The sequence below is a fragment of the Micromonospora sp. NPDC049529 genome (assembly GCF_055586685.1).
On record NZ_JBVJHT010000027.1, the window covers coordinates 76180 to 97060 of the forward strand.

General features: G+C 71.4%; 18 protein-coding genes. 9 read left to right on the top strand and 9 right to left on the bottom strand.

Features of this window, described 5'->3' with window-relative positions; genetic code table 11:
- Positions 1-18: 18 nt before the first annotated feature.
- Positions 19-516, bottom strand: a complete 498-nt coding sequence (locus ACZ6QQ_RS33360) for a YcxB family protein (RefSeq protein ID WP_465881724.1) — start codon at positions 514-516, stop codon at positions 19-21.
- A 285-nt stretch (positions 517-801) separates the two neighbouring features.
- On the opposite strand from ACZ6QQ_RS33360, the gene ACZ6QQ_RS33365 reads away from it, so the two are divergent.
- Positions 802-1623 carry an SAM-dependent methyltransferase gene (locus tag ACZ6QQ_RS33365; protein ID WP_465881726.1) on the top strand — a complete coding sequence of 274 codons (822 nt, stop codon included), beginning with the start codon at positions 802-804 and terminating at the stop codon, positions 1621-1623.
- Positions 1624-1966: 343 nt separating this feature from the next.
- On the opposite strand, the gene ACZ6QQ_RS33370 is transcribed toward ACZ6QQ_RS33365, so the two are convergent.
- The gene (locus tag ACZ6QQ_RS33370) at positions 1967-3409 is read right to left on the bottom strand and encodes an LVIVD repeat-containing protein (RefSeq protein WP_465881728.1); all 1443 of its coding nucleotides are present in this window, start codon (positions 3407-3409) and stop codon (positions 1967-1969) included.
- Positions 3410-3551: 142 nt separating this feature from the next.
- On the opposite strand from ACZ6QQ_RS33370, the gene ACZ6QQ_RS33375 reads away from it, so the two are divergent.
- Genes ACZ6QQ_RS33375 through ACZ6QQ_RS33390 form a run of 4 tightly spaced genes read left to right on the top strand, consistent with a single transcriptional unit; the run spans position 3552 to position 5954 of the window.
- On the top strand, positions 3552-4268 hold the full coding sequence (locus tag ACZ6QQ_RS33375; protein ID WP_465881729.1) for a DUF305 domain-containing protein: 717 nt from the start codon (positions 3552-3554) through the stop codon (positions 4266-4268).
- A 34-nt stretch (positions 4269-4302) separates the two neighbouring features.
- Complete coding sequence (locus ACZ6QQ_RS33380) at positions 4303-4695, top strand: ankyrin repeat domain-containing protein (RefSeq protein WP_465881731.1); 393 nt, start codon at positions 4303-4305, stop codon at positions 4693-4695.
- 40 nt (positions 4696-4735) lie between these two features.
- Positions 4736-4987, top strand: a complete 252-nt coding sequence (locus ACZ6QQ_RS33385; RefSeq protein ID WP_465881733.1) for a hypothetical protein — start codon at positions 4736-4738, stop codon at positions 4985-4987.
- On the top strand, positions 4980-5954 hold the full coding sequence (locus ACZ6QQ_RS33390; RefSeq protein ID WP_465881735.1) for a DUF3500 domain-containing protein: 975 nt from the start codon (positions 4980-4982) through the stop codon (positions 5952-5954). The genes ACZ6QQ_RS33385 and ACZ6QQ_RS33390 overlap by 8 nt, the downstream gene beginning before the upstream one ends.
- 65 nt (positions 5955-6019) lie before the next feature.
- Here the strand turns inward: ACZ6QQ_RS33390 and ACZ6QQ_RS33395 are convergent, their stop codons facing one another.
- The 6 genes from ACZ6QQ_RS33395 to ACZ6QQ_RS33420 form a co-directional block, all read right to left on the bottom strand.
- Positions 6020-6505, bottom strand: a complete 486-nt coding sequence (locus tag ACZ6QQ_RS33395; protein ID WP_465881737.1) for a DUF2231 domain-containing protein — start codon at positions 6503-6505, stop codon at positions 6020-6022.
- Positions 6506-6687: 182 nt separating this feature from the next.
- On the bottom strand, positions 6688-7431 hold the full coding sequence (locus ACZ6QQ_RS33400) for a GAF and ANTAR domain-containing protein (RefSeq protein WP_465881739.1): 744 nt from the start codon (positions 7429-7431) through the stop codon (positions 6688-6690).
- 207 nt (positions 7432-7638) lie between these two features.
- Positions 7639-9933, bottom strand: coding sequence for an accessory Sec system translocase SecA2 (gene secA2, locus ACZ6QQ_RS33405; RefSeq protein WP_465881741.1), 2295 nt, complete (start codon positions 9931-9933; stop codon positions 7639-7641).
- 88 nt (positions 9934-10021) lie between these two features.
- Positions 10022-11791 (bottom strand): ABC transporter ATP-binding protein, encoded by a 1770-nt coding sequence (locus ACZ6QQ_RS33410; RefSeq protein WP_465881742.1) that lies wholly within the window; start codon positions 11789-11791, stop codon positions 10022-10024.
- A 170-nt stretch (positions 11792-11961) separates the two neighbouring features.
- The gene (locus ACZ6QQ_RS33415) at positions 11962-13185 is read right to left on the bottom strand and encodes an MDR/zinc-dependent alcohol dehydrogenase-like family protein (protein WP_465881744.1); all 1224 of its coding nucleotides are present in this window, start codon (positions 13183-13185) and stop codon (positions 11962-11964) included.
- The gene (locus ACZ6QQ_RS33420) at positions 13178-14203 is read right to left on the bottom strand and encodes a Gfo/Idh/MocA family protein (RefSeq protein ID WP_465881745.1); all 1026 of its coding nucleotides are present in this window, start codon (positions 14201-14203) and stop codon (positions 13178-13180) included. Before ACZ6QQ_RS33420 ends, ACZ6QQ_RS33415 begins: the two co-directional genes overlap by 8 nt.
- 229 nt (positions 14204-14432) lie before the next feature.
- On the opposite strand from ACZ6QQ_RS33420, the gene ACZ6QQ_RS33425 reads away from it, so the two are divergent.
- From ACZ6QQ_RS33425 to ctaD, 4 genes are all read left to right on the top strand, one after another.
- Positions 14433-15425: a glucosyl-3-phosphoglycerate synthase gene (locus tag ACZ6QQ_RS33425; RefSeq protein WP_465881747.1), complete on the top strand. Its 993-nt coding sequence runs from the start codon at positions 14433-14435 to the stop codon at positions 15423-15425.
- 16 nt (positions 15426-15441) lie between these two features.
- Entirely contained in the window at positions 15442-16596 is a 1155-nt protein-coding gene (locus ACZ6QQ_RS33430) for a glycosyltransferase (RefSeq protein ID WP_465881748.1), read from the top strand.
- Positions 16597-16664: 68 nt separating this feature from the next.
- Positions 16665-17141 carry a DUF4383 domain-containing protein gene (locus ACZ6QQ_RS33435; protein ID WP_465881749.1) on the top strand — a complete coding sequence of 159 codons (477 nt, stop codon included), beginning with the start codon at positions 16665-16667 and terminating at the stop codon, positions 17139-17141.
- Positions 17142-17529: 388 nt separating this feature from the next.
- Complete coding sequence (ctaD, locus tag ACZ6QQ_RS33440; protein WP_465881751.1) at positions 17530-19530, top strand: aa3-type cytochrome oxidase subunit I; 2001 nt, start codon at positions 17530-17532, stop codon at positions 19528-19530.
- A gap of 85 nt (positions 19531-19615) precedes the next feature.
- Here ctaD and ACZ6QQ_RS33445 read toward each other — a convergent pair whose 3' ends face one another.
- The gene (locus ACZ6QQ_RS33445; RefSeq protein WP_465881752.1) at positions 19616-20773 is read right to left on the bottom strand and encodes a SigB/SigF/SigG family RNA polymerase sigma factor; all 1158 of its coding nucleotides are present in this window, start codon (positions 20771-20773) and stop codon (positions 19616-19618) included.
- Between the last annotated feature and the right edge of the window lie 108 nt (positions 20774-20881).

A 20881-nucleotide genomic window follows, 5' to 3' on the forward strand; every position in this document is an offset into this window, starting at 1 on the left:
GGGCCGCGGCAGGTGGGTTCACCGAGGCTGGAGCAGTCCCCGCTCGGCCATGTACGCCCGCAGGGTCTCGTCGTCCTCGGCGGACATCAACCGGCGGGGGATGACGGTCGCCGGCATCCCGCCGACGTACACGATCCAGAACTCGGGGGTGTCCTCCACCCGGGCGACCCCGTCCCAGGCGATGCCGCCGGACTCGGAGCCGCTGCGCATCATGATGTTGTCGTCGGTGATGTCGTAGGCGCCCTCGACCGCGTAGCGACCGGAGCGGCGCCGGGCGCGCGAGCGCACCCACGGCGCGTACAGCATCGCCAGCAGGCCACCCACGAGCAGCGTGACGAACAGCGGCGAGATCCGGTCGCCCCACCCGAGTCCCCGCGAGACGGCGAGGCCGATCGCCCCGACCGCCGCGAGCACCACGCCGACCTGACCGTACCTGCGCAGCCGTACGCCGCTGAGCGCGGCGGCGACGCGTCCCGGGTAGGTGGGATCGGCCGGGACGTCGAAACGGATGTGCACGCCGAAACGATAGTCCCTGCCCGGACGGACGTGGTCGGAACACCGTCGGTCACGTCCCGCGACGACCAGGAGACGATCTTGCGGCGTACGCGTCGCCGGGCTCGGGGAGCCGTCGGCGAGGTCGGCCGATCAGCGACCCGGGGTTGCGGCCGGCCTGCCGCCCGTCCGGCCTACCGCCCGTCCGCCGCGTCGAGGACGCCTCACCGTCCACAGGGGAGCTGGGTACGGCACGTGCTCGGTGTAGGGTCGCCTGCACGAGTGACAACCTTGTTTACGGAGGCCTTGGTGGAACGTCGTGGCGAAGATGGTCGCGGGGTCGATCTGCGAACCGACCGGGCGCATGGCGCACGGATCTACGACTACATCCTGGGCGGCAAGGACAACTTCGCCGCCGACCGCGAGGCCGGCGAGGGCTCGTTGCGGATCTGGCCCGCGTTGCGGGTGCACATGCAGGAGAACCGGTCCTTCATGCACCGGGTGGCGCGTTTCCTGGCCACCGAGTGCGGGATCCGACAGTTTCTCGACATCGGCACCGGACTGCCGACCTCACCGAATCTCCACGAGATCGTGCAGTCGGTCGACCCGACCGCACAGGTGGTCTACACCGACAACGATCCCCTCGTGCTCGCGCACGCGCGCGCGCTGATGGTCGGGACCCCACAGGGACGCACGGCCTACGTGGCGGCGGACATGCGCGACCCCCACTCGATCATCTCCTCGCCGGAGTTCCAGCAGACCCTCGACCTGAACAAGCCGGTCGGGTTGCTGCTGATCGCGATCGTGCACTTCATCGAGGACGACGCGGAAGCACTGCGGGTCGTACGACAGGTCCTGGACGTGCTCCCGGCCGGCAGCTACCTGGCGATGTCCATCGCGACCGACGAGTTCGACCCCATCCCGCTGGCCCAGGTCCAGCGGGAGTACAACAGGCTCGGTGAGACCCTCATCTTCCGCGACCGTGCCACGGCGCTGGGGTTCTTCGACGGCCTGGAGATGGTCGAGCCGGGGCTGGTCCAGGTGCACAAGTGGCGCCCGGACGGCTCCGACGCCGCGGGGATCGCCGACAAGGACATCGCCATGTACGGGGCGGTCGCACGCAAGGCCTGATGGTCCGAACTTCGAGGGCGGGGTGTCACCGGCGGACCGTGACACCCCGCCCCACCCGTTCCGAACCCGAAAAGCCTTCCGCGTACGGCCGTGGCGCCGAACCCCGCGGTCCGCCGTCAGTGACTCAGGCGGTGCAGGTGGCGCCGTTCAGCTTGGTGTTGCCGGTGGGCATGGTCCAGCTCGACCACAGCGGCGACCGATACGGCAACGTCGGTCGATGGATGCGGGCTGCCGGTCGTACCCGGGAAAACAGCGGGCCCGACCTCCCGTGAGGGAAGGTCGGGCCCGCCGGTGCAGAGCCGTTCACCCGGCTCCGGCAGCAGCTACCGGAGCGGGGAACCGGTCACCAGGACCAGTAGCTGGGCTGGGTCTGCGGGTTGAACTCCTTGTACGGCTGGAGCTTCGCAGTCCAGGTACGCCAGTCGTTCAGGTCGAGCACATCCAGGCCCTTCTGGATGTCGTTCGAGTAGATGTAGCCGTTGTAGTAGTACGCCGACCACGATCCACCGGTCGCCAGACGGGTGTCCGAGAGCGGACCCCGCTCCCAGAAGGCGATTTCCTTCGGCTGGGCCGAGTTGGTGAAGTCCCAGACCGAGATGCCGCCCTGGTACCACGCCTGCACCATGATGTCGCGGCCGAGCACCGGGATCAGCGAGCCGTTGTGGGCCACGCAGTTCTCGAAGTTCGTGTTCTCCCGCGGAATCTTGAAGTAGCTACGGAAGACCAGCGTACGGGCGTCGCCGCGGCCGGTGATGTCGTAGATACCGTCGGCACCACGGGTGGCGCCGATCGTCGGGTTGCAGGTCGGGCTACCGCCGCCACCGAGCTCGTCGGTGAAGACGACCTTGGTGCCCTCGTTGTTGAAGGTGGCCGAGTGCCAGAACGAGAAGTTGGTGGTGTCACGCACCGAGCTGATCACTCGGGGTGCTTCCCGGTTCTTGATGTCGAACAGCACACCGTCGCCCATGCAGGCACCCGCGGCGATGTCCTTCTCCGCGTAGACGGTGATGTCGTGGCAGCCGGCGGTGGCCGAGCTACCGTTGCCCCCCGGGTTACCGCCGTCCGGGAAGAGCACCGGCGTGGCCACGACAGCGGCGTCGGTCGGCTTCTTCAACGGGACCTTGATGATGGAGATCAGGTCGTGCGGCGGCTGGCAGTCCGGGAAGGCGGCGTTCGGGCTGTACGAGGAGACGTACAGGTAGACCGTCTTCTTGTCCTTGCTCGGGACCAGGGTGTTGGTGTGCGACCCGCACTTGGTCTCGACGGACTTGATGTACCGGGGGTTCTTCTTGTCCTTGATGTCGAAGATCTTGATGCCCTCCCAGGAGGCGGGGTTGGCCGCCGACTGGGACGTGCTGGCACAGGAATCGTCGCTGCGGGACGAGTCGGTCGACAGGAACAACAGGTCACCGTGGACGGAGATGTCGTTCTGCGACCCGGCGCAGACCACCTGGGAGACGACCTTCGGCGACTTGGGGTTCTTGATGTCGAAGATCACGAACCCTTCGTAGTTGCCGGAGAAGAGGTAGTTGCCCGAGAAGGCGAGGTCACTGTTGAGGGCGGACTCCGTGTTGAACGGGCCGACCTTCGGTACATTGGCGATCTGGCGCAGGTTCGGGCTGCTCGAGATCTCATCGACGCCGGGTATGGCGTACTCGGTCGGAACGGTGGTCCGCTCCTGGGCGCTGCTGGGCGGAGCGGTCGCTACGCCGAGCACGAGCAGGGCACTCGCGGCAAGCCCGACGATGCGGAGTTGCCGCGCCCCTGGTGGGGAAAGGTTGAACATCTGGCGGCACCCTTCGAAAGGGGTTATCGATGTTGAGGACCTTACCTAACCCATCAATTCCTCGATGTGACGAGCGTCACACCACGGAACTTCCGCGCCACCTGGCTATTATCCAAGTCGATCTTCGACGAGGAGCGCCCAGATGACCGGAACAAACCGACGGCGGATCGTCCTCGTCGCCCTGGTGGCAGTGCTGGTAATCGGCGGAATCGCGGCCATACGGTCGAATTCCGGCGGATCGTCCACTGGCGACCGTACCGCCGGGGCCACCGCCAGCGGCACCCCGACCCCCTCCGACGGCGGCGGCCAGGCGGCCCCGGTCATCATGCCGGGCCGCCCCGGCGAGACGGCCTCGGTCGCGCCCCCCGGCACCTCCGTCGCGCCGAACACACCGCGTTACAACACAATGGACGCCGAGTACATCCGGATGATGATCCCGCACCACGGCCAGGCCCTGTTGATGACCGAGCTGGTGCCCGACCGCGCCGCCGACCCCAGGGTCAAGGTGCTGGCCGAGCGGATCAAGGACACCCAGGGACCCGAGATCCTGCGCATGCGCGGCTGGCTGGAGTCGTACGGGCTGGACCCGGACGAGGACAAGCGGCGCGGCCACGACCACGGCACCATGGCCGGCATGCAGAGCCCGGAGGCGATGGCCAGGCTCACCGCGGCCCGTGGGGTGGAGTTCGACCGGCTGTTCATCGAGATGATGACCAACCACCACCAGGGCGCGATCGACATGTCGGTCAACCTGCTGAAGGTCGGTGTCGACCTCATCGTCGAGGAGATCGCCACCGCCGTGGCGTCCGAACAGAACATCGAGATCCAGCGCATGCGCGGGCTGCTCCCGCCCGGCTAGCCGCCCACCACGGCCCGACCCCTAAGCTGGGCTGATGGCCGAGGAGCTGGACGAGGAGACGCTGGCGTTCGCGCACCGGATGTTCGACCTCGCACGCGAGGGGCAGACCGCCGAACTGATCGGCAACGTGGCGGCCGGGCTGCCGGTCGACCTGACCAACAGCAAGGGCGACACGCTGCTGATCCTGGCCGCGTACCACGCGCATCCCGACACCGTCGCCGCGCTGCTGGGCCACGGCGCCGACCCGGCCCGAGCCAACGACCGGGGGCAGACGGCCCTCGCGGCGGCGGTCTTCCGCCGCTCCACCGAGACCGTCACCGCCCTGCTGGATGCCGGTGCCGACCCCACCCACGGCAGCCCGTCGGCGATCGAGACGGCCCGCTTCTTCGAACTGCCTGACATGCTCGCACTGCTGCAACGCGACTGACGCGTGTTTGAGCGGGCGCAGGACGGGTAGCCGGCCGGCCATGACGACCCCGAAGACACCGGACGCCCTGCTCGTCGGAGGGCCCCGGGACGGCACGCTGTTCACCGCCGAGGACGCGTCGAGCGTCGAGCTGGAAATCGACGGGTTGGTCCAGCGCTATCTGCGTACCGACCGGGAACAGTCCCACGACGGCACCCGGATGGTGGTGTTCGCGTACGACGGTGTCACCGACGCAGGCGTCACCCAGGCCGAGGTCGAGGCGAGCGACCAGGTATACAGGGCGGGTGGATGACTCCGTACCCCGGCAGATGCGGACCGCGGCAACGGCCCTGCTGAACACACTCGCCGGCCCGGAGCGCGAACTCGCGACCCACCCGTTCGACGCGGACGCGCAACGGCGGTGGATCGAGTACCGCCCCCGACCACGGCCCGGTGTCTGCGTCGCCGACCTGGACCGGGCCGCCCGCAAGGCCGCGCACCGGCTGCTCGCCACCGCGCTGAGCCCGCACGCGTACGCCCAGGCGATGGGCATCATCGCGTTGGAGGAGGTGCTCGACCGGCAGGAGGGGTGGCGACGGGGCCGGCACAGTGACGACTACTGGGTGGCCGTCTTCGGCGATCCGGCCCACGACGAGCACTTCTCCTGGCGGTTCGAGGGCCACCACCTGTCGGTGACGATGACCGTGCTGGGCGACCGGGTCTTCCCCACCCCGGTCTTCCTCGGCGCGAACCCGGCCAGGGTCAGCTACGCCGGCCGGCCGGTGAGTCGTCCACTGGCTCCGGAGGAGGACCTCGCGCGAGAGCTGCTGGACGTCATCGGCCCGACCGGGCGGGCCGCCGCGATCGTCTCCGACCGGGCGCCGGACGACCTGCGCAGTGGCACCTCACCGGTGGCGCCGGCCCGGATCGAGCCGCTCGGGCTGCGGGCCGGTGGCCTGGGTCCGTCCGCGCGGGCGACGCTGGACCAGCTCGTCGGCCTCTACCTCGACCGGTTACCGGCGGAACTCGCCGCCGACGAGGCGCTCCGGGTGGCCGGTGGCGACCTGCACTTCGCCTGGCAGGGACCGACCGGCCCCGGCCAGCGGCACTACTACCGGATCCAGGGCGACGACCTGCTGATCGAGTACGACAACACCAGCGAGGACGGCAACCACCCGCACACCGTGCTCCGCCGCCCCCACACCGACTTCGGCAACGACCCCCTGGCCACCCACCACGCCACCACCCCCCACTCTCCCCACGTCCGTCGCCTCTTGTAGAGAAAGAGGGGTAATTCGGCGCTCGATTACGCCACTTTCTCTACAGGAGTGCGGATCTTGGGGGGTTAGGGGTGGGGGGTGGGGTCGAAGGTGGGGCGGAGGGTGTCGAGGGTGCCCGGGTCGCCGCGGGGGCGGTCGAAGCGGCGGACGAGGACGGCACCCAGCCAGACGCCGAACGCGCCGAGCAGCAGCGCCAACAGTTCGACGGTGACCAGGACACCGGTGGCGGCGTACTCCGGTGATCCGGAGCGGATCAGGCAGGCGACCACGAAGAGCATCGCCACCGCCGCGTTGACCAGGTTGAACGTGACGGCGACCCGACGCGTACGCCCGTCCGGCACGTCCCACAGGTCGACCAGGCCGGCTCCGGCTGCCAGTACGGCGGCGACCAGTGCCGCCACCACCGTCCAGTAGCCGACCTCGCCGAGGAAGACCGGCCCGCCCGCCAGGTACGTCAGGTCGAACACCACCGCGCTGACGAACAACCCGAACGGGAAGGTCACCAGCATCGGTTGGATCGGATGACCGTGCACCCGCAAACGGCTCTCCATGGTGGCGACCCTCCCCGGTTCGTTCATGGACTACCGTCAGGCACTCTCCCGCACGGTAGCGCGTCGGGCCGGGTTTCCGACACGCTGTGTATCGCCGTCCGGCGCAATCCGCAAGATTGCCGTGACATTGGACCGACCGCCGCCGGACGGACGACCACAGTGTCCGGAGGCGTTCGGCAGGATCACGACGTACGCGACCGGGCCACCGAGCGGACCAGCCGCTCGGCCACCTCCCGCAGCGGAATCGAGAGGGCTCCCGAGGTACGCCGGAGCACGTGCAGCGCCTCCGGTGCGGAACATCCGCGCTCCGTCATGATCACTGCGATCGCCTGGCCGACCAGTTCGCCGTTGGCCAGTGTCCGGTCCAGTTCCCCGGCGAGCGCGTACTGCCGGGCCCGGTCGCGTACCGAGGCGAGCAGCAGCCCGGCGTGCTCGGCGAGCAGCATCGCGGTCACCTGCCGCTGCTCGCCCAGCGCCCCCGGCTCACGGGAGTAGAGGTTGATCGCCCCGAGCACGTGGTCGTCGACGTCGACCGGGGCGGAGATCACCGCCCGTACGCCGAGCGCCCGTGCCCGCCGGGTCCAGCCCGGCCACCGGGACTCCCGGCGCAGGTCGGCGACGTGCACCAGGTCACGGGAACGGATCGCGGTCAGCGGCGGGCCGTCCGTGCCGTACTCGATGTCGTCCAGCGGGCGGGAGGCGGGATCGGAGGCCACCACCGCGGCCGGTGCGCCGGCCCGCAGAACGGTCACCCCGCACCAGGTGACCCCCGGTACGGCCCGTTGGCTGGTCCGGACGAGTCGTTCCAGGGCGTCGTCGAAGTCGTTGCTCCCGATCAGCCCGGCGGTCAGTTCGCGCAGCAGGGCGGCGGTCTCCAGCACACCCAGCGTCTCGGTGGGGTGCGCCGCCCGGATCTCCAGGCTCACCGGGCCGGGGCCCAGGCCACCACCGCGTGCCGCGCGGCACGCTCCGCTCGTTGCATCGCCTCGGTCATGTCTCGCCTTTCCCCGGCCTGATCGGACCCGCCCTACTACCCGGGTGGGCTGAGGATCAAACCGGCAAAAGACGAGGCCCCGCCCACCGACGTGCGGTGGCCGGGGCCTCGTAGGCGATCAGCGGGACGCGTACCCCGGTCAGCGGGAGGCGGCGGTGAGCCGGCGGCCGACCGCGGCGATCAGCCGGTCCAGTTCCGAGCCGAACGGGTTGTCGTGGACCAGGTACGTCCAGGTCGCGCTCGGCCGTACCAGCTCCGACTCGTCGGGCTGCCAGTCGTCGCCGATCTCGCTCTCCTCGAACGTCGCCACGGTCCGGGTCTCGATCTCCGGCACCAGGGCGGTGAACGCCGGCACCGCAGCCCGGTGGAACTCGTCGAGCGGGTCGAGCCGACCCAGGGCGCGCAGGTGTACGCCCTCGCGGACCTCGGAGAGCTCGGCCAGGTGCTCGGCCCAGAGCCGGTCGAGGTGGTAGAGCGCGATCGACCGGGCGGCCCGGGAGAGCACCTCCGGGTCGATCTCGCCGGTCTCCTCCGGGAACCGGTTCCTGAGCATGTCGGCGGCCACGTCGCTGTTCAACAGCCGTTCGCGGCGCTCGGCCAGGGCCTTGCGCTGCTGCTCGATGACGACGCTGTACCGCCAGGTGTTGCGGTGGATCTCGTGGTTGACGCCCTCCGCGACCCGCTGGGCGTGCTCGACCGCGAAGTCGACCTGCTCGTCCTTGACCACACCGTCGGCGTTCATCTTCGGCGACGGCGGGATGGCGTCCGAGGCGTGCCGCAGGACCAGCTCGTCCTCCAGGCTGACGAAGAAGACCGACTTGCCGGGGTCGCCCTGCCGGCCGGCCCGGCCGCGGAGCTGGTCGTCGACCCGGCGGCTGTCGTGCCGGCCGCTGCCGATCACGTAGAGACCGCCGAGTTCGGCGACCCGGTCCCGGTCGGTCTGCTCGCTGCCGCCGAGCCGGATGTCGACGCCCCGACCGGCCATCTGGGTGGAGACGGTGACGGCACCGTACGCGCCGGCCTCGGCGATGATCGCCGCCTCTTCGGCGTCGTTCTTCGCGTTCAGCACCAGACAGGGCACGTCGGCGGCGAGCAGCGCCTGGGAGAGGCTCTCCGACTCCTTGACGTCGAGGGTGCCGACCAGCACCGGTCGACCCGTCTCGTGGGTCTTCTTGATCTCGGTGACCAGGGCGTCTTCCTTCTCGGCCCGGGTGGCGTAGATCCGGTCCGGCTCGTCCACCCGGACACACGGGGTGTTCGGCGGGATCACCGCGACCTCAAGCGAGAAGAACTCCCGGAGCTGGTCACCGACGAGCACCGCGGTGGCGGTCATGCCGCACACGGTCGGGTAGAGCGCGACGTACGCCTGCACGGTGATCGTGCCGAGCACCTCGCCCTCGGCGGTGGCGGTCAGCCCCTCCTTGGCCTCGACCGCCGCCTGCAGCCCGTCCGGCCAGCGGCGGCGCTGGGCGACCCGGCCGCGCATCTCGTCGATCAGCTCGACCGCGCCGTTGCGGACGATGTAGTCCACGTCCCGGTGCAGCAGGGCGTGCGCGTGCAGCGCCACGTTGACCGCCGAGAGCTGCTCCATGTTCTCGTCGGCGTAGAGGTTGACGTCCTCCAGCTTCGACTCGATCACGGCGAGGCCGGTGGTGGTGAACGCCACACTCCGGCCGTCGTCGGCGACCTCGTAGTCCTCACCGGCGCGCAGCCCGCGGACCAGCGCGGCAGCGGTGTGCACCGGGTCCTGCTCACCGGGGACCGCGCCGGCCAGCACCATCGGCACCCGGGCCTCGTCGATCAGGATCGAGTCGGCCTCGTCGACGATCGCGGTGGTCAACTTCGGCTGCACCCGGTCGTCGAGGTCGGTGACGAGCTGGTCGCGCAGGTAGTCGAAACCGGCCTCGCTGACCGAGACATAGGTGACGTCGCACGCGTACGCCGCCCGACGCTCGTCCGGGGTGGACGCCTCGGTCACCCAGCCGACGTTGAGCCCGAGCAGCCGGTAGATCGGCTCCATCCACTCGGCGTCGCGGCGGGCCAGGTAGTCGTTGACGGTCAGCACGTGCACCGGCCCGTTACCGCGCCGGACGTGCCCGTACGCGGCGATCGTGGCGGTCAGGGTCTTACCCTCACCGGTGGCCATCTCGGCGACCTTGCCGGCGAGCAGCGACATGGCGCCGAGCAGCTGCACGTCGTACGGCCGCTGGTCGATCCCGCGCCGGGCGGCCTCGCGGCCGACCGCGCAGATCTCCGCGAAGTCCTCGGCCTTACCGGCCGCCTCGGTCAGCGCGGCGTCGTCGAGGGCCGACAGCTCCTCCTCGCGGGCCTCGATCGCCGGCAGCAGCTTCTCCAGCGGCGCCAGATCCACCGTGCTACCCGGCCGCTGCAAGAAACGCCGGAACCTGCTCTTCAACCGTGTCGACACACCCATGAGCGGCAACGGTAGCCGACTTCGGCGCAACTGTGCGGCCCGGCTGGCCGGGGCGGTATGTCCGGTCCCGGAAGCCCAGGTCAGGGGCTCAGCCGACGAGCAGTTGGTGCGCGGCCAGTTCCCGGTAGAGCGGGCTGGTCCGGGTCAGTTCGTCGTGCGGCCCGGTCGCCACCACCCGCCCCGCGTCGAGGACGACTATCTGGTCGGCGTCGACCACGGTCGCCAGCCGGTGCGCCACGATCAGCAGGGTCCGGTCGGCGGCGACCGCGTCGATCGCCCGGCGTAGCGCCGCCTCGCTGCGCGCGTCGAGGTTGCTGGTCGGCTCGTCGAGCAGCAGCACCGGCGGGTTCGCCAGCAGCGTACGGGCGATCGCCAGCCGTTGGCGTTCCCCACCGGAGAGCAGCACCCCGCCCTCGCCGACCTGGGTGTCCAGCCCCAGCGGGGAACGCCGCACCACCCGGGTCAGGTTGACCTCGTCGAGTACGGCGAGCAACTGCGCCTCGGTGGCCTCCGGCGCGGTCAGCAGCAGGTTCTCCCGCAGCGTGCCGGCCAGCACCGGCGCCTCCTGCTCGACGTAGCCGAGCTGGGCCCGCAGTGCGTCGCGGGACAGGTCCCGGATGTCCACCCCGCCCACCCGCAGGCTGCCGTCGGTCACCTCGTAGAAGCGCTCGACCAGCGCCAGCAGGGTCGACTTGCCGGCGCCGGAGGGCCCGACGAGCGCGGTCCGGGTGCCGTACGGGACGGTGAAGCTCACCTCGTGCAGCACCGGTCCGGCGTTGGCGTAACCGAAGCTGACCCGGTCGAACTCGACCGCCGCGACGGCGGGCCGCCGGGGCGTCGGCAGTACCGGCAGACCGGCCCGGCCCGGCGGCACCCGATCCCCCGTCCCCTCCACCGGCAGGTCCAGCACCTCCTCGATCCGTTGCAGGGCGCCCAGCCCGGTCTGCAACCGGGTGTACGCGTTCAGCGCCTGCCCGAGCGGCATGACCAGGAAGAACAGGAACATGATGAAGGCGACCAGGTCACCGACGCTGATCGCACCGGTCGCCACCCTGGCCCCGCCGACGCCGAGCACCACCAGGAAGGCGCCCTGGACGGCGATCATGCTCACCGGGCCGATCACCGCCTGCAACCGGGCCACCCGCAGACCCGCCGCGTACGCCTGCGTGGCGGCGGTGCCGACCCCGTCGGTCTCCCGCTCCTGCGCCCGGCTGGCCCGGATCGTGCGGGCCGCGGAGATCGCCCGTTCGACCGCCGAGGTCATCTCGCCGACCCGCGCCTGCGCCTGCTCGGAGAGCCCCCGTACCCGGCGGGCGAAGAGGACGGCGACGCTCAGGCCGAGGCCCACCCCGGCCAGGGTCACGCCGAACAGCAGTGGGTCGAGCAGGATCATCGCGGTCCCGGCGCCGAGCACCATCACGAAACCGGTGACGGTCTCGAACAGCCCCGAGGTCACCACCGCCCGCAGCAGGGTGGTGTCGGCCCCCACCCGGGAGAGCAGGTCGCCGGTACGGCGCTGGTCGTACTCGACGATCGGCAGCCGGAGCAGGTGGCCGGCGAGCCGGTGGCGGGTGCCCAGCACGAGTCCCTCGGCGGTGCGCTGGAGCAGATAGTCGCGTACACCGTCGAGGACGGCACCGAACACGAGCAGGGCGATCAGCAGGCCCACCAGCGGGCCGACCGGTCGCGCGGCGCCGAGGGCGTCGAGCACCTCCCGGGTGAGCAGCGGCTGGACCAGCGCGGCCCCGGCACCGAGCAGCGACAGCAGGGCGACGACGATCAGTGTGCCGCGGTGCGCCCGCAGGTAGGGCAGCAGCGCCGGCAGGCCGACGCGCCGGGCGGTGGGGGGCGCGGTCATGGTCTCCACCGTAACCGCGCTGACCACGCCGTCGGCCGTGCCACGCGCCGGAGCGGACGTGCGCGAACCGGGAGCCGGCCGTCAGCGGGCGGTCGAACGCGGCCCCTGCCGTCGGCGGACGAGCCGGCATCGGGCCCGTCGGCGGCGGCAAGCCGGCCTCGGCCCCGCCGTCAGCAGGCGAGCACGACCTGTAGCTCCTGGCGGCGGTGGGCGGCCAGGTCGGCGAGGAGGGTGGGGCCGTCGGCGAACGGTACGACGGCCGAGACCAGGTGCCGGGCGACGAGTTCGCCGTACGCCCGGAGCAGGGCGATGGTCTCGCCGGCGAGCCGCTCGCGGTCCCAGGTGGGGGCGAGACCGCGCGGCACCCGGCCGATCTGCGCGCACCGCAGCGTGAGCCCGTTGTGGTGGAACTCCTCGCCGAGCCGCACCTCCCCGGCGCCGGACTGGTAGAACGCCAGGTCGACCACGGTCCCCTGGGGGCGCAGCAGGCGCAGCGCCAGGTGCAGTGCGGAGGCCTGCCCCCGGCACTGGAACACCACGTCGGCGCCCCGGTCCCCCGGCCCGTGCCGCCACCGCGTCTTGAGCAGCACCGCCGGGTCGGCCGAGTCCGGATCGGGCTCCGGGTCCGGGTCGGGCTCCGAGTCCGAGTTCAGTTCCGAGTTCGAGTTCGAGTTCGAGTCGGGCGGCGTGGTCGTCGTCGGCGGGCCGGGGTCGAGGGTCTCCAGGCCGAGCGCGGCGGCCACCGCACGCCGGCGCGCGGTGGGGTCGAGGACGACCACCGACTCGGCGCCGTGGTGACGGGCGAGCAGCGCGGTGAGCAGGCCGACCACCCCGGCGCCGGTGACCGCGACCCGACGTCCGCGGACCCCGTCACCGACCGTACGGACGCCCGCGCCGAACAGGTCGGCGGCGGCGTGCAGCAGGCCGTTCACGCAGATCGGGCCCATGTGGGCGACGTAGACCCCGAGCAGCGGGTCCAGGTCGTCGGGCAGCGGCACGAACCGGTCGACCAGCGGATCCGCCAGGTAGCCGGTCCGGTGACCGTAGGCCATCGCCCCGATGGCGCCCTCGGTGACGGCCGGGGTGCGGCTCTCGGTCACCCGGCCGACCTCCATGTAACCGAGCCGGTTCACCGGGTAGGCGGTGGCCGGCGCGCCCGGCGTGAAGAGTCCGAGGTCGGGGTGCCAGCTCGCCGACAGGTAGGGGTTGGTGCCCTTGAGGTAGCTCAGCTCGGTGCCGGCGGAGACGCCGGTGTAGAGGGTCCGGACCCGGAAGGTGCCCGGACGCAGCGGGGCCGGCTCCTCCTCCCGGACCGCGACCTCGCCCGGCCCGGTCACCACGATCACCCGGTCGGCGACCTCCGGTGGCCCGGTGGCGGGTGGCCGGTCAGGCATCGAGGCCGAACCCGACCCGCGTGCTGCGGGTCGCGGTGGCGAGCGCCTCGACCGAGGGCGCGATCCGCACCGTCCGCCCGGTCGCCGCCGACTGCGCCACCGCGCAGGCCAGTCGGTGGGTGCGCAACGCCTCCGGGTACGGGACCCGCACGTCGTCGCCGATGCCGCGTACGGCGTCGACGAAGGCCCGGTCGACGGCGATCCGGGCCGCCTCCGGATCGGCCGGCAGCCAGCCCTCCCCGGTCCCGTCCCGCCAGGCCAGACCCTCCTCGGACAGGGTCAGGACCAGCCCGTCGGCGACGATCTCCACCCCGGCCCGGTGCTTCCAGCCGAGCGTGCAGCCGGAGACCAGGGAGCCGACCGCCCCGCCGGCGAAACGCAGGGTCGCGGCGGTGACCGAGTCGATGTCGGCGCCGTCGACGTCCGGCGGGATGCCGTCGCCGTACGCGGTCACCTCGATCGCCTCCCCGGCGACGAGCCGGAGCAGGTCGAGTACGTGCGCCGCCTGCTCGACCACCGGGCCGCCGGACAACTCGCGCCGGCTCCACCAGGACACCGGCGGGACCCGGTCCAGCCACGCCCCGGTGGCCATCCGTACCGGTCGGTCGGCGAGCAGGTCCCGGGCCCGGTCGAGGACGGTCAGGTAACGCCAGTGGTGGCCGACGGCGGTACGGATGCCCCGTCCGGCCACCAGGGCGGCGATCCGCTCGGCGGTGGCGAGATCGGCCGCGACCGGTTTCTCGACGAACATCGGCAGCCCGGCGGCGATCACCGCCTCCTCGGCCGGACCGTGCGCGAAGGGCGGAACGCAGACGTAGACCGCGTCCGGGCCCGTTTCCAGCAGCGCGGCGACGTCCGGGTACACCGGGGCGGCGTACCGGTCGGCCAGTCGCCGACAGGCGTCGGGCAGTACGTCGGTGACGCCGGTGAGCTGCACGTCGACGAAACCGGTCAGGACGCGGGCGTGACGCTGAGCTACATTTCCCGCGCCGACGAGCCCGATACGACACCTGCCCATCAACCGACCCTCCGCTTCCGCCCCAGTGACATCATCGAACACCTGTGGCCACGACAGGGGCGACATCAAACGTTCATCGGGACGAGACAGGAAATAGCAGGTTTTGGTGATCAATATGTTAGAGCGTCACCGGTTAGTCGGGTCCCGGTCCGGGAAATCCGCTAGCGCTTCGATCGACTCTTGACTCGGGGGTGGGCCAGTGCGGCACTCGCAAACGACCGTCTCACCCGTGGTGGAGGCGTGGTCCACGTACCGTACCGGCTCGGCTCGGCAGTGGACCGCGCTCCAACTGAGCCGGGTCAAGGGCGACACCACGGTGAGCGTGGTCATACCCGCCTTCGACGAGGAGGCGACGGTCGGTGCGATCGTGGCGACGATCCGCGAGCACCTGGTCGGGCGGGTCGCCCTGGTCGACGAGGTGATCGTGGTCGACTCCCGCTCCTCGGACCGGACCGCCGAGGTCGCCGCGGCCGCCGGGGCACGGGTGGTCAGCCAGGACGAGGTGACCCGGGGACTGCCCCGGCTGAACGGCAAGGGTGACGCCCTCTGGGCCGGTCTCGCCGCGGCCGCCGGTGACGTGATCGCCTTCGTCGACGCCGACCTGCGCGAGTTCCGTCCGCACTTCGTCACCGGGCTGCTCGGGCCGTTGCTCACCGACCCGTCGGTCTCCTTCGTCAAGGGCTTCTACCACCGCCCGCTGATCGAGGCCGGCACGGTCGAGCCGGACGGAGGCGGGCGGGTGACCGAGCTGATGGCCCGGCCCCTGTTCAACCTGTTCTGGCCGGAGCTGGCGGGCTTCGTCCAGCCGCTGGCCGGCGAGTACGCGGGTCGACGCGAGGTGCTGGAGCGGGTCCCGTTCGTCTCCGGCTACGGCGTGGAGACGGCCATGCTGATCGACCTGCTCGAACTGGTCGGGCTCGACGCGCTGGCCCAGGTGGATCTCGGTGAGCGGCTGCACCGGCACCAGGACACCGCCGCGCTGGGCCGGATGTCGGCCCAGATCATGCTCACCGCCTGGTCCCGGCTGCACCGGCAGGGGCAGGTCTCCTCGGCGACACCGCCGGCCACCCTGCTGACCCAGTTCCGCCGGGGCGGCACCGAGACACTGCCGAACCTGGAACGGGAGATCGTGGTCAGCGACGTGTCGGTGCAGGAGCGGCCGCCGCTGATCCAGCTCCGTCAGAAGATGCGCCGGTGGCAGGGTGAAGCGGTGCCCCAGTGACCGGGGCGGGTCACCGATGGGGCTGACCGTGTTGATGAACGCCGGGCCGTGGCTGTCGGTACCGCCTCCGGGCTACGGCGGGATCGAGAACGTGGTCGCCACCCTGGTGCCCGAGCTGCGCCGACTGGGAGTACGGGTGGTGCTCGCCTCGGTCGGCTCCAGCACCCTGGCTGCCGACGAACGGCTGTCGGTCTTCGCCGACGGCCAGTTCCCGTCCTTGCAGCGGCCGTACAACCAGGTGTGCGGGATCGCCCAGGCGCACCTCGGCGGCGTGGTCCGGGCCGTACGCGGACGCGACGACATCGACCTGGTGCACGACCACGTGGAAGCCGTCGGCCTGGCCACCCTGGCGGCGATGGGTGCCGACGGGCCGCCGGTGCTGCACACCCTGCACTGGGACCTCGGCAAGCACCCGGACCTCTACGGGCAGCTCGACGGCGGCGACCGGGTACGGGTCAACGGCGTCTCGGCGGCGCAGCTGGCCCGCGCCCCGGCGGCGTTGCGCGCCCACTCGGTCGGTCACGTGCACCTGGCCACCCCGTTGGCCGTCGACGCGGACCGCCGGCCGGCGGTGGAGAAGGGCGAGCACGTGGTGGTGCTCGGCCGGATCAATCCCGGCAAGGGTCAGGAGGTGGCGGCACGGCTGGCCCGGCGGGTCGGCTTTCCGCTGGTGCTGGCGGGGCCGGTGGGTCCGTACCACCGGCCGGAGGAGCTGGCCGCAGCGGGTGAGCAGGCCCGGCAGAACCCGGACGTGCGGTACTGGGACGAGCGGGTGGCGCCGTACGTCGACGGTGTCGGGGTGCGCTGGGTGGGCACGGTCGCCGGCCGCGAACGCGACGACCTGGTGGCGAGCGCCCGCGCCATGCTGTTCCCGCTGCGCTGGGAGGAGCCGGGTGGCACCGCGGTGGTCGAGTCGCTGGCCCTGGGCACCCCGGTCGTCGCCACCGCACGCGGCTGCCTGCCCGAACTGGTCGCGCACGGCCGGACCGGGCTACTCACCGACGACGAGGACGAGTTGGCCGATCTGCTGGTGGCCGCCGCCCTGATCGAGCCGGACGAGTGCCGACGGGAGGCCGCCCGACGGTTCACCCCGGCGGCGATGGCGCAGCGCTACGTCGAGCTCTACGACCGGGTGCGGGAGCTGGCCGGGCCCGTCCTGCGGGCTGCCTGAGCGGCCGGGGGCACGTTTGTCCGCTGCCGTACCGGGAATCCGGCGCGACGGCGGACGGAGGTACGGCAATGGCCGGAGAGTCGCGCGCCCCGACCGGCGGAGCCCGCCCGGCGGGCCGGCGATCGTCTCGACCGGCCCTGGTCCGGGTCGCCGCGGCGACGGTGGGGGCGGTGTTCCTGCTGATCGGCGTGCTCGGTTTCATCCCCGGTGTCACCGGCGACTACGACCGCCTCGGCTTCGCCGGACACACCTCCCGGGCGGAGCTGTTCGGGGTGTTCCAGGTGTCGATCCTGCACAACCTGGTGCATCTGGCGTTCGGGCTGGCCGGCGTCGCGCTGGCACGTACGGTCACCGGAGCCCGGGGGTTCCTGGTCGCCGGCGGCGCGATCTACCTGCTGCTGTGGCTGTACGGCCTGGTGCTGGGGCACGGGACGACGGTCAACTTCCTGCCGCTCAACCGAGCCGACGACTGGCTGCACCTGGGCCTCGGTCTCGGCATGGTGGGGCTCGGGCTGCTGACCACCCGCGCGCCGGTGGACCCGTAGCCTTTCCCGCGCCGTCCACCCCGTGGCTCGCCCCGGCCCGACCGGGCGACGGGATGGCGGCCGCCGGTGTCGCCACGCCAGCCGGTCGGCCGGGCGGCACCGGCGGCCGGTTCGACCATCCAGCCGAACACCGTGCTGTGGGGGCAGACCGTCCACGATCCGCTCCGGCGCGGCCCCGGCGGCGAGCGGTTCGGCCCGCCCACGACGCGTTCGGCGCGGCCTGCGCCGGTTCGCGGCGCGACGGCGGGATCACGTCCCCGGCGTCGAAGCTGCCGGCCCGTGGGGGCGCGTCCCGGTAGACCGGAATTTCCCGACCTGCCGGGTTTCGACCCCCGCAGACCGGGTAGCCACGCCCGTCCTTTCTGTGGTCGTGACGGGGTGAGAAGCGATGGCGAAACCGGTTACCACCGAGCCGGAGCGCGAACGAGGGCCGATCGTGCTGGCACCGGCGCGCTTCGGCGGATATCCCGGTCCGATCAGGGAGGCGATCCGGGGCAGCCACCTGGTCAAGCTGCTGGGCACCACCGACGCGAAGCAGATCGGAGTGCTCTACCTGGTCACGTCGTTCGGCTTCTTCATCGCCGGTGGGGCGATGGCGATGCTGATGCGGGCCGAGCTGGGCCGGCCCGGTCTGCAGTTCCTCTCGAACGAGCAGTACAACCAGCTGTTCACGATGCACGGCACGATCATGCTGCTGCTGTTCGCCACGCCGCTGGTGTTCGCGTTCGGCAACTACGTCGTGCCGTTGCAGATCGGTGCCCCGGACGTCTCGTTCCCCCGGCTGAACGCGTTCGCGTACTGGCTCTACCTGCTCGGCGGCTCGCTGGTGCTGCTCGGCTTCCTCACCCCGGACGGGGCGGCCGACTTCGGCTGGACCGCGTACACCCCGCTGAGCCGGGCCCAGCACAGTCCCGGCATCGGGCCGGACATGTGGGTGATCGGCCTGGTCGTCTCCGGCCTGGGCACGATCCTCGGCGCGGTCAACATGATCACCACGATCATCACCCTGCGGGCGCCCGGCATGACCATGTTCCGGATGCCGATCTTCACCTGGAACGTGCTGCTCACCGCGGTCCTGGTGATCCTGGTCTTCCCGCTGCTCGCGGCCGCGCTGCTGGCGCTCTACGCCGACCGCCGGATCGACGCCCACGTGTACGACCCGGCGACCGGTGGCCCGCTGCTGTGGCAACACCTGTTCTGGTTCTTCGGCCATCCCGAGGTCTACATCGTCGCGCTGCCGTTCTTCGGCATCATCACCGAGATCATCCCGGTCTTCGCCCGTAAACCGATCTTCGGCTACAAGGGCCTCGTCTTCGCCACCATCGCCATCACGGTGCTGTCGATGACGGTCTGGGCGCACCACATGTTCGGCACCGGGCAGGTGCTGCTGCCCTTCTTCAGCATTCTGAGTTACCTGATCGCCGTACCGACCGGGGTGAAGTTCTTCAACTGGATCGGCACCATGTGGAAGGGGCAGATCAGCTTCGAGACCCCGATGCTGTTCGCCATCGGCTTCCTGGTCACCTTCCTGTTCGGCGGGCTCACCGGGGTCCTGCTGGCCAGCCCGCCGGTCGACTGGCACGTCACCGACACCTACTTCGTGGTGGCGCACTTCCACTACGTGCTGTTCGGCACGATCGTGTTCGCGGCGTTCGGCGGGATCTACTTCTGGTTCCCGAAGATGACCGGGCGGATGCTGGACGAACGCCTCGGCAAGCTCCATTTCTGGACCATGTTCACCGGCTTCCACGGCACCTTCCTGGTCCAGCACTGGCTGGGCAACGAGGGCATGCCCCGCCGGTACGTCGACTACCTGCCCGGCGACGGCTTCACCGTGCTGAACATGGTCTCCACGATCAGCTCCTTCATCCTCGGCGCGTCGACCCTGTTCATCATCTACAACCTGTGGAAGTCGTACCGGTTCGGTCGGCTCGTGGTGGTCGACGACCCGTGGGGCTTCGGCAACTCGCTGGAGTGGGCGACCAGCTGCCCGCCACCGCTGCGCAACTTCGACCGGATACCGAGGATCCGCTCCGAACGGCCGGCCTTCGACGCCAAGTACGGCCCGCTCGTCGCCGACCTCGGCCGGGACCTGCCGCAGCGGTCGACCAAGCCACCGCAGGGCATCGGGGACGAGTTGCACGCCGAGGAGCACCACGGTTCGGACCGGTCCAGCCCCGATGGCGCGTACGGGGCCCGTGAGGCGACCCGGTGGCAGCCCGACCCGCGCTCGGGTGCCCGTCCGATCGAGGTGCCGGAGCCGGCGGAGGTACGCCGGCCGAGTTTCGAACCGAGCGAGCCCGACGTGCACCTGGACGCCGACCGGGGCGGCCGGAGCAGCGAACACTGGCGTACCGGACGCCCACCGGACGACGATGAGCAGGCGTGACCCGGCGCCGATGGTGGCGATGCCGACCGCCGCGCCGACGGCACCGCCGCGGTCCGGGCCGGCGGGCGGTGACGACGCCCGACGGTCACTCGTGCAGCGGGGCCAGTCCGGCCGACGCGAGCGAGTGCCGTACGCCGGGCTGGGCCCGGGTGAGCTTCAGGGCCACACCGCTGCGCGCGGCCGCGTCCCGGCCGGCGATCAGCGCGGCGATCCCGCCGGGCTCCAGCAGCCCCACGTCGACCAGGTCGACCACCACCTCGGCGGGCTGGCCGCTGGTGACCGCCTCGACCACCGCGCGGCGCAACTGGTCGCTGGTGTCGCGGTCGAGTTCACCGCCGATCGCGATGACCGTCCGGTCCCCGGACTGCCGGACCGACAGCCGGCTCTCCGGCGCGTCCGGATCGACCCCGCCGGCCTGCCACGGTGCGGGGGCGTCGGCGAGCATGGCCTGGCGCAACCAGGTGAGCGCGCGGGAGAGCAGCCGGGAGACGTGCATCTGGGAGATGCCGAACCGGGCGGCGATCTCCGCCTGGGTCTGGTTGCCGTAGAACCGCATGGCCAGGATGCGGCGCTCCCGCCAGGGCAGCCGGCCGAGCAGGCCGCTCACGGTCACCCGGTCGTCCACCGACTCCAGGTCGGCGTCGGACTCCCCGACCAGGTCGCCGAACTCGGCCGAACTCTCCCCACCGACCGGCGCGTTGAGCGAGGCCGGACTGTAGCCGGCGGCGGATTCGAGGGCCGCCAGGATCTCCTCCTGCGGCGTCTCCAGCCGGGCCGCCAGTTCGGCCACCGTGGGGGCCCGGGACAGTTCGCTGGTGAGCGCGGCGGTCGCCTGGCCGACCTCCAGGATCAGGTCACGCAGCCGGCGCGGGACGTGCACGCCCCAGGTGCGGTCCCGGAAGTGCCGCTTGATCTCGCCGACGATGGTGATCGCCGCGTACGCGGTGAACGATCCACGTTCCGGGTCGTACCGGTCGACGGCGTTGACCAGACCGAGCCGGGCGACCTGTTCGAGATCCTCCAGCGGCTCGCCGCGTCCCCGGTAGCGGCGGGCCAGCCGGCCGGCGAACGGCAGGGCGAACCGGACCAGGTCGTCCCGGGCCTCCTGCCGGCGCTCGTCCGGCAGCCCCTCGATCCGGGCCGCGTACGCCAGCGCGGCCGCGTCGAGGTCCTCGAGCCCGCGCTCGTTGGGTGCGGCCGTGGTCGTACCCGTGCTCGTGCCCGTGGTGATCTGTCCGAACATCCGCGCCTCCCGAAGGTCGGTCCCCCACCCGGATTTCCGGAACCGGCCAGTGACGCCCATGCCACGGTGGACCGGACCGGAGCGCGACGATCTGACCGGAAACAGCCC

What these genes read in the sequence shown, in the direction of transcription:
- ACZ6QQ_RS33445 (WP_465881752.1), bottom strand. Translation starts at nt 20,773, where the DNA reads ATGTTCGGACAGATCACCACGGGCACGAGCACGGGTACGACCACGGCC.
- ACZ6QQ_RS33420 (WP_465881745.1), bottom strand. Translation starts at nt 14,203, where the DNA reads ATGGGCAGGTGTCGTATCGGGCTCGTCGGCGCGGGAAATGTAGCTCAG.
- ACZ6QQ_RS33395 (WP_465881737.1), bottom strand. Translation starts at nt 6,505, where the DNA reads ATGGAGAGCCGTTTGCGGGTGCACGGTCATCCGATCCAACCGATGCTG.
- ACZ6QQ_RS33370 (WP_465881728.1), bottom strand. Translation starts at nt 3,409, where the DNA reads ATGTTCAACCTTTCCCCACCAGGGGCGCGGCAACTCCGCATCGTCGGG.
- ACZ6QQ_RS33385 (WP_465881733.1), top strand. Translation starts at nt 4,736, where the DNA reads ATGACGACCCCGAAGACACCGGACGCCCTGCTCGTCGGAGGGCCCCGG.
- secA2 (WP_465881741.1), bottom strand. Translation starts at nt 9,933, where the DNA reads ATGGGTGTGTCGACACGGTTGAAGAGCAGGTTCCGGCGTTTCTTGCAG.
- ctaD (WP_465881751.1), top strand. Translation starts at nt 17,530, where the DNA reads ATGGCGAAACCGGTTACCACCGAGCCGGAGCGCGAACGAGGGCCGATC.
- ACZ6QQ_RS33375 (WP_465881729.1), top strand. Translation starts at nt 3,552, where the DNA reads ATGACCGGAACAAACCGACGGCGGATCGTCCTCGTCGCCCTGGTGGCA.
- ACZ6QQ_RS33415 (WP_465881744.1), bottom strand. Translation starts at nt 13,185, where the DNA reads ATGCCTGACCGGCCACCCGCCACCGGGCCACCGGAGGTCGCCGACCGG.
- ACZ6QQ_RS33430 (WP_465881748.1), top strand. Translation starts at nt 15,442, where the DNA reads ATGGGGCTGACCGTGTTGATGAACGCCGGGCCGTGGCTGTCGGTACCG.
- ACZ6QQ_RS33380 (WP_465881731.1), top strand. Translation starts at nt 4,303, where the DNA reads ATGGCCGAGGAGCTGGACGAGGAGACGCTGGCGTTCGCGCACCGGATG.
- ACZ6QQ_RS33435 (WP_465881749.1), top strand. Translation starts at nt 16,665, where the DNA reads ATGGCCGGAGAGTCGCGCGCCCCGACCGGCGGAGCCCGCCCGGCGGGC.
- ACZ6QQ_RS33410 (WP_465881742.1), bottom strand. Translation starts at nt 11,791, where the DNA reads ATGACCGCGCCCCCCACCGCCCGGCGCGTCGGCCTGCCGGCGCTGCTG.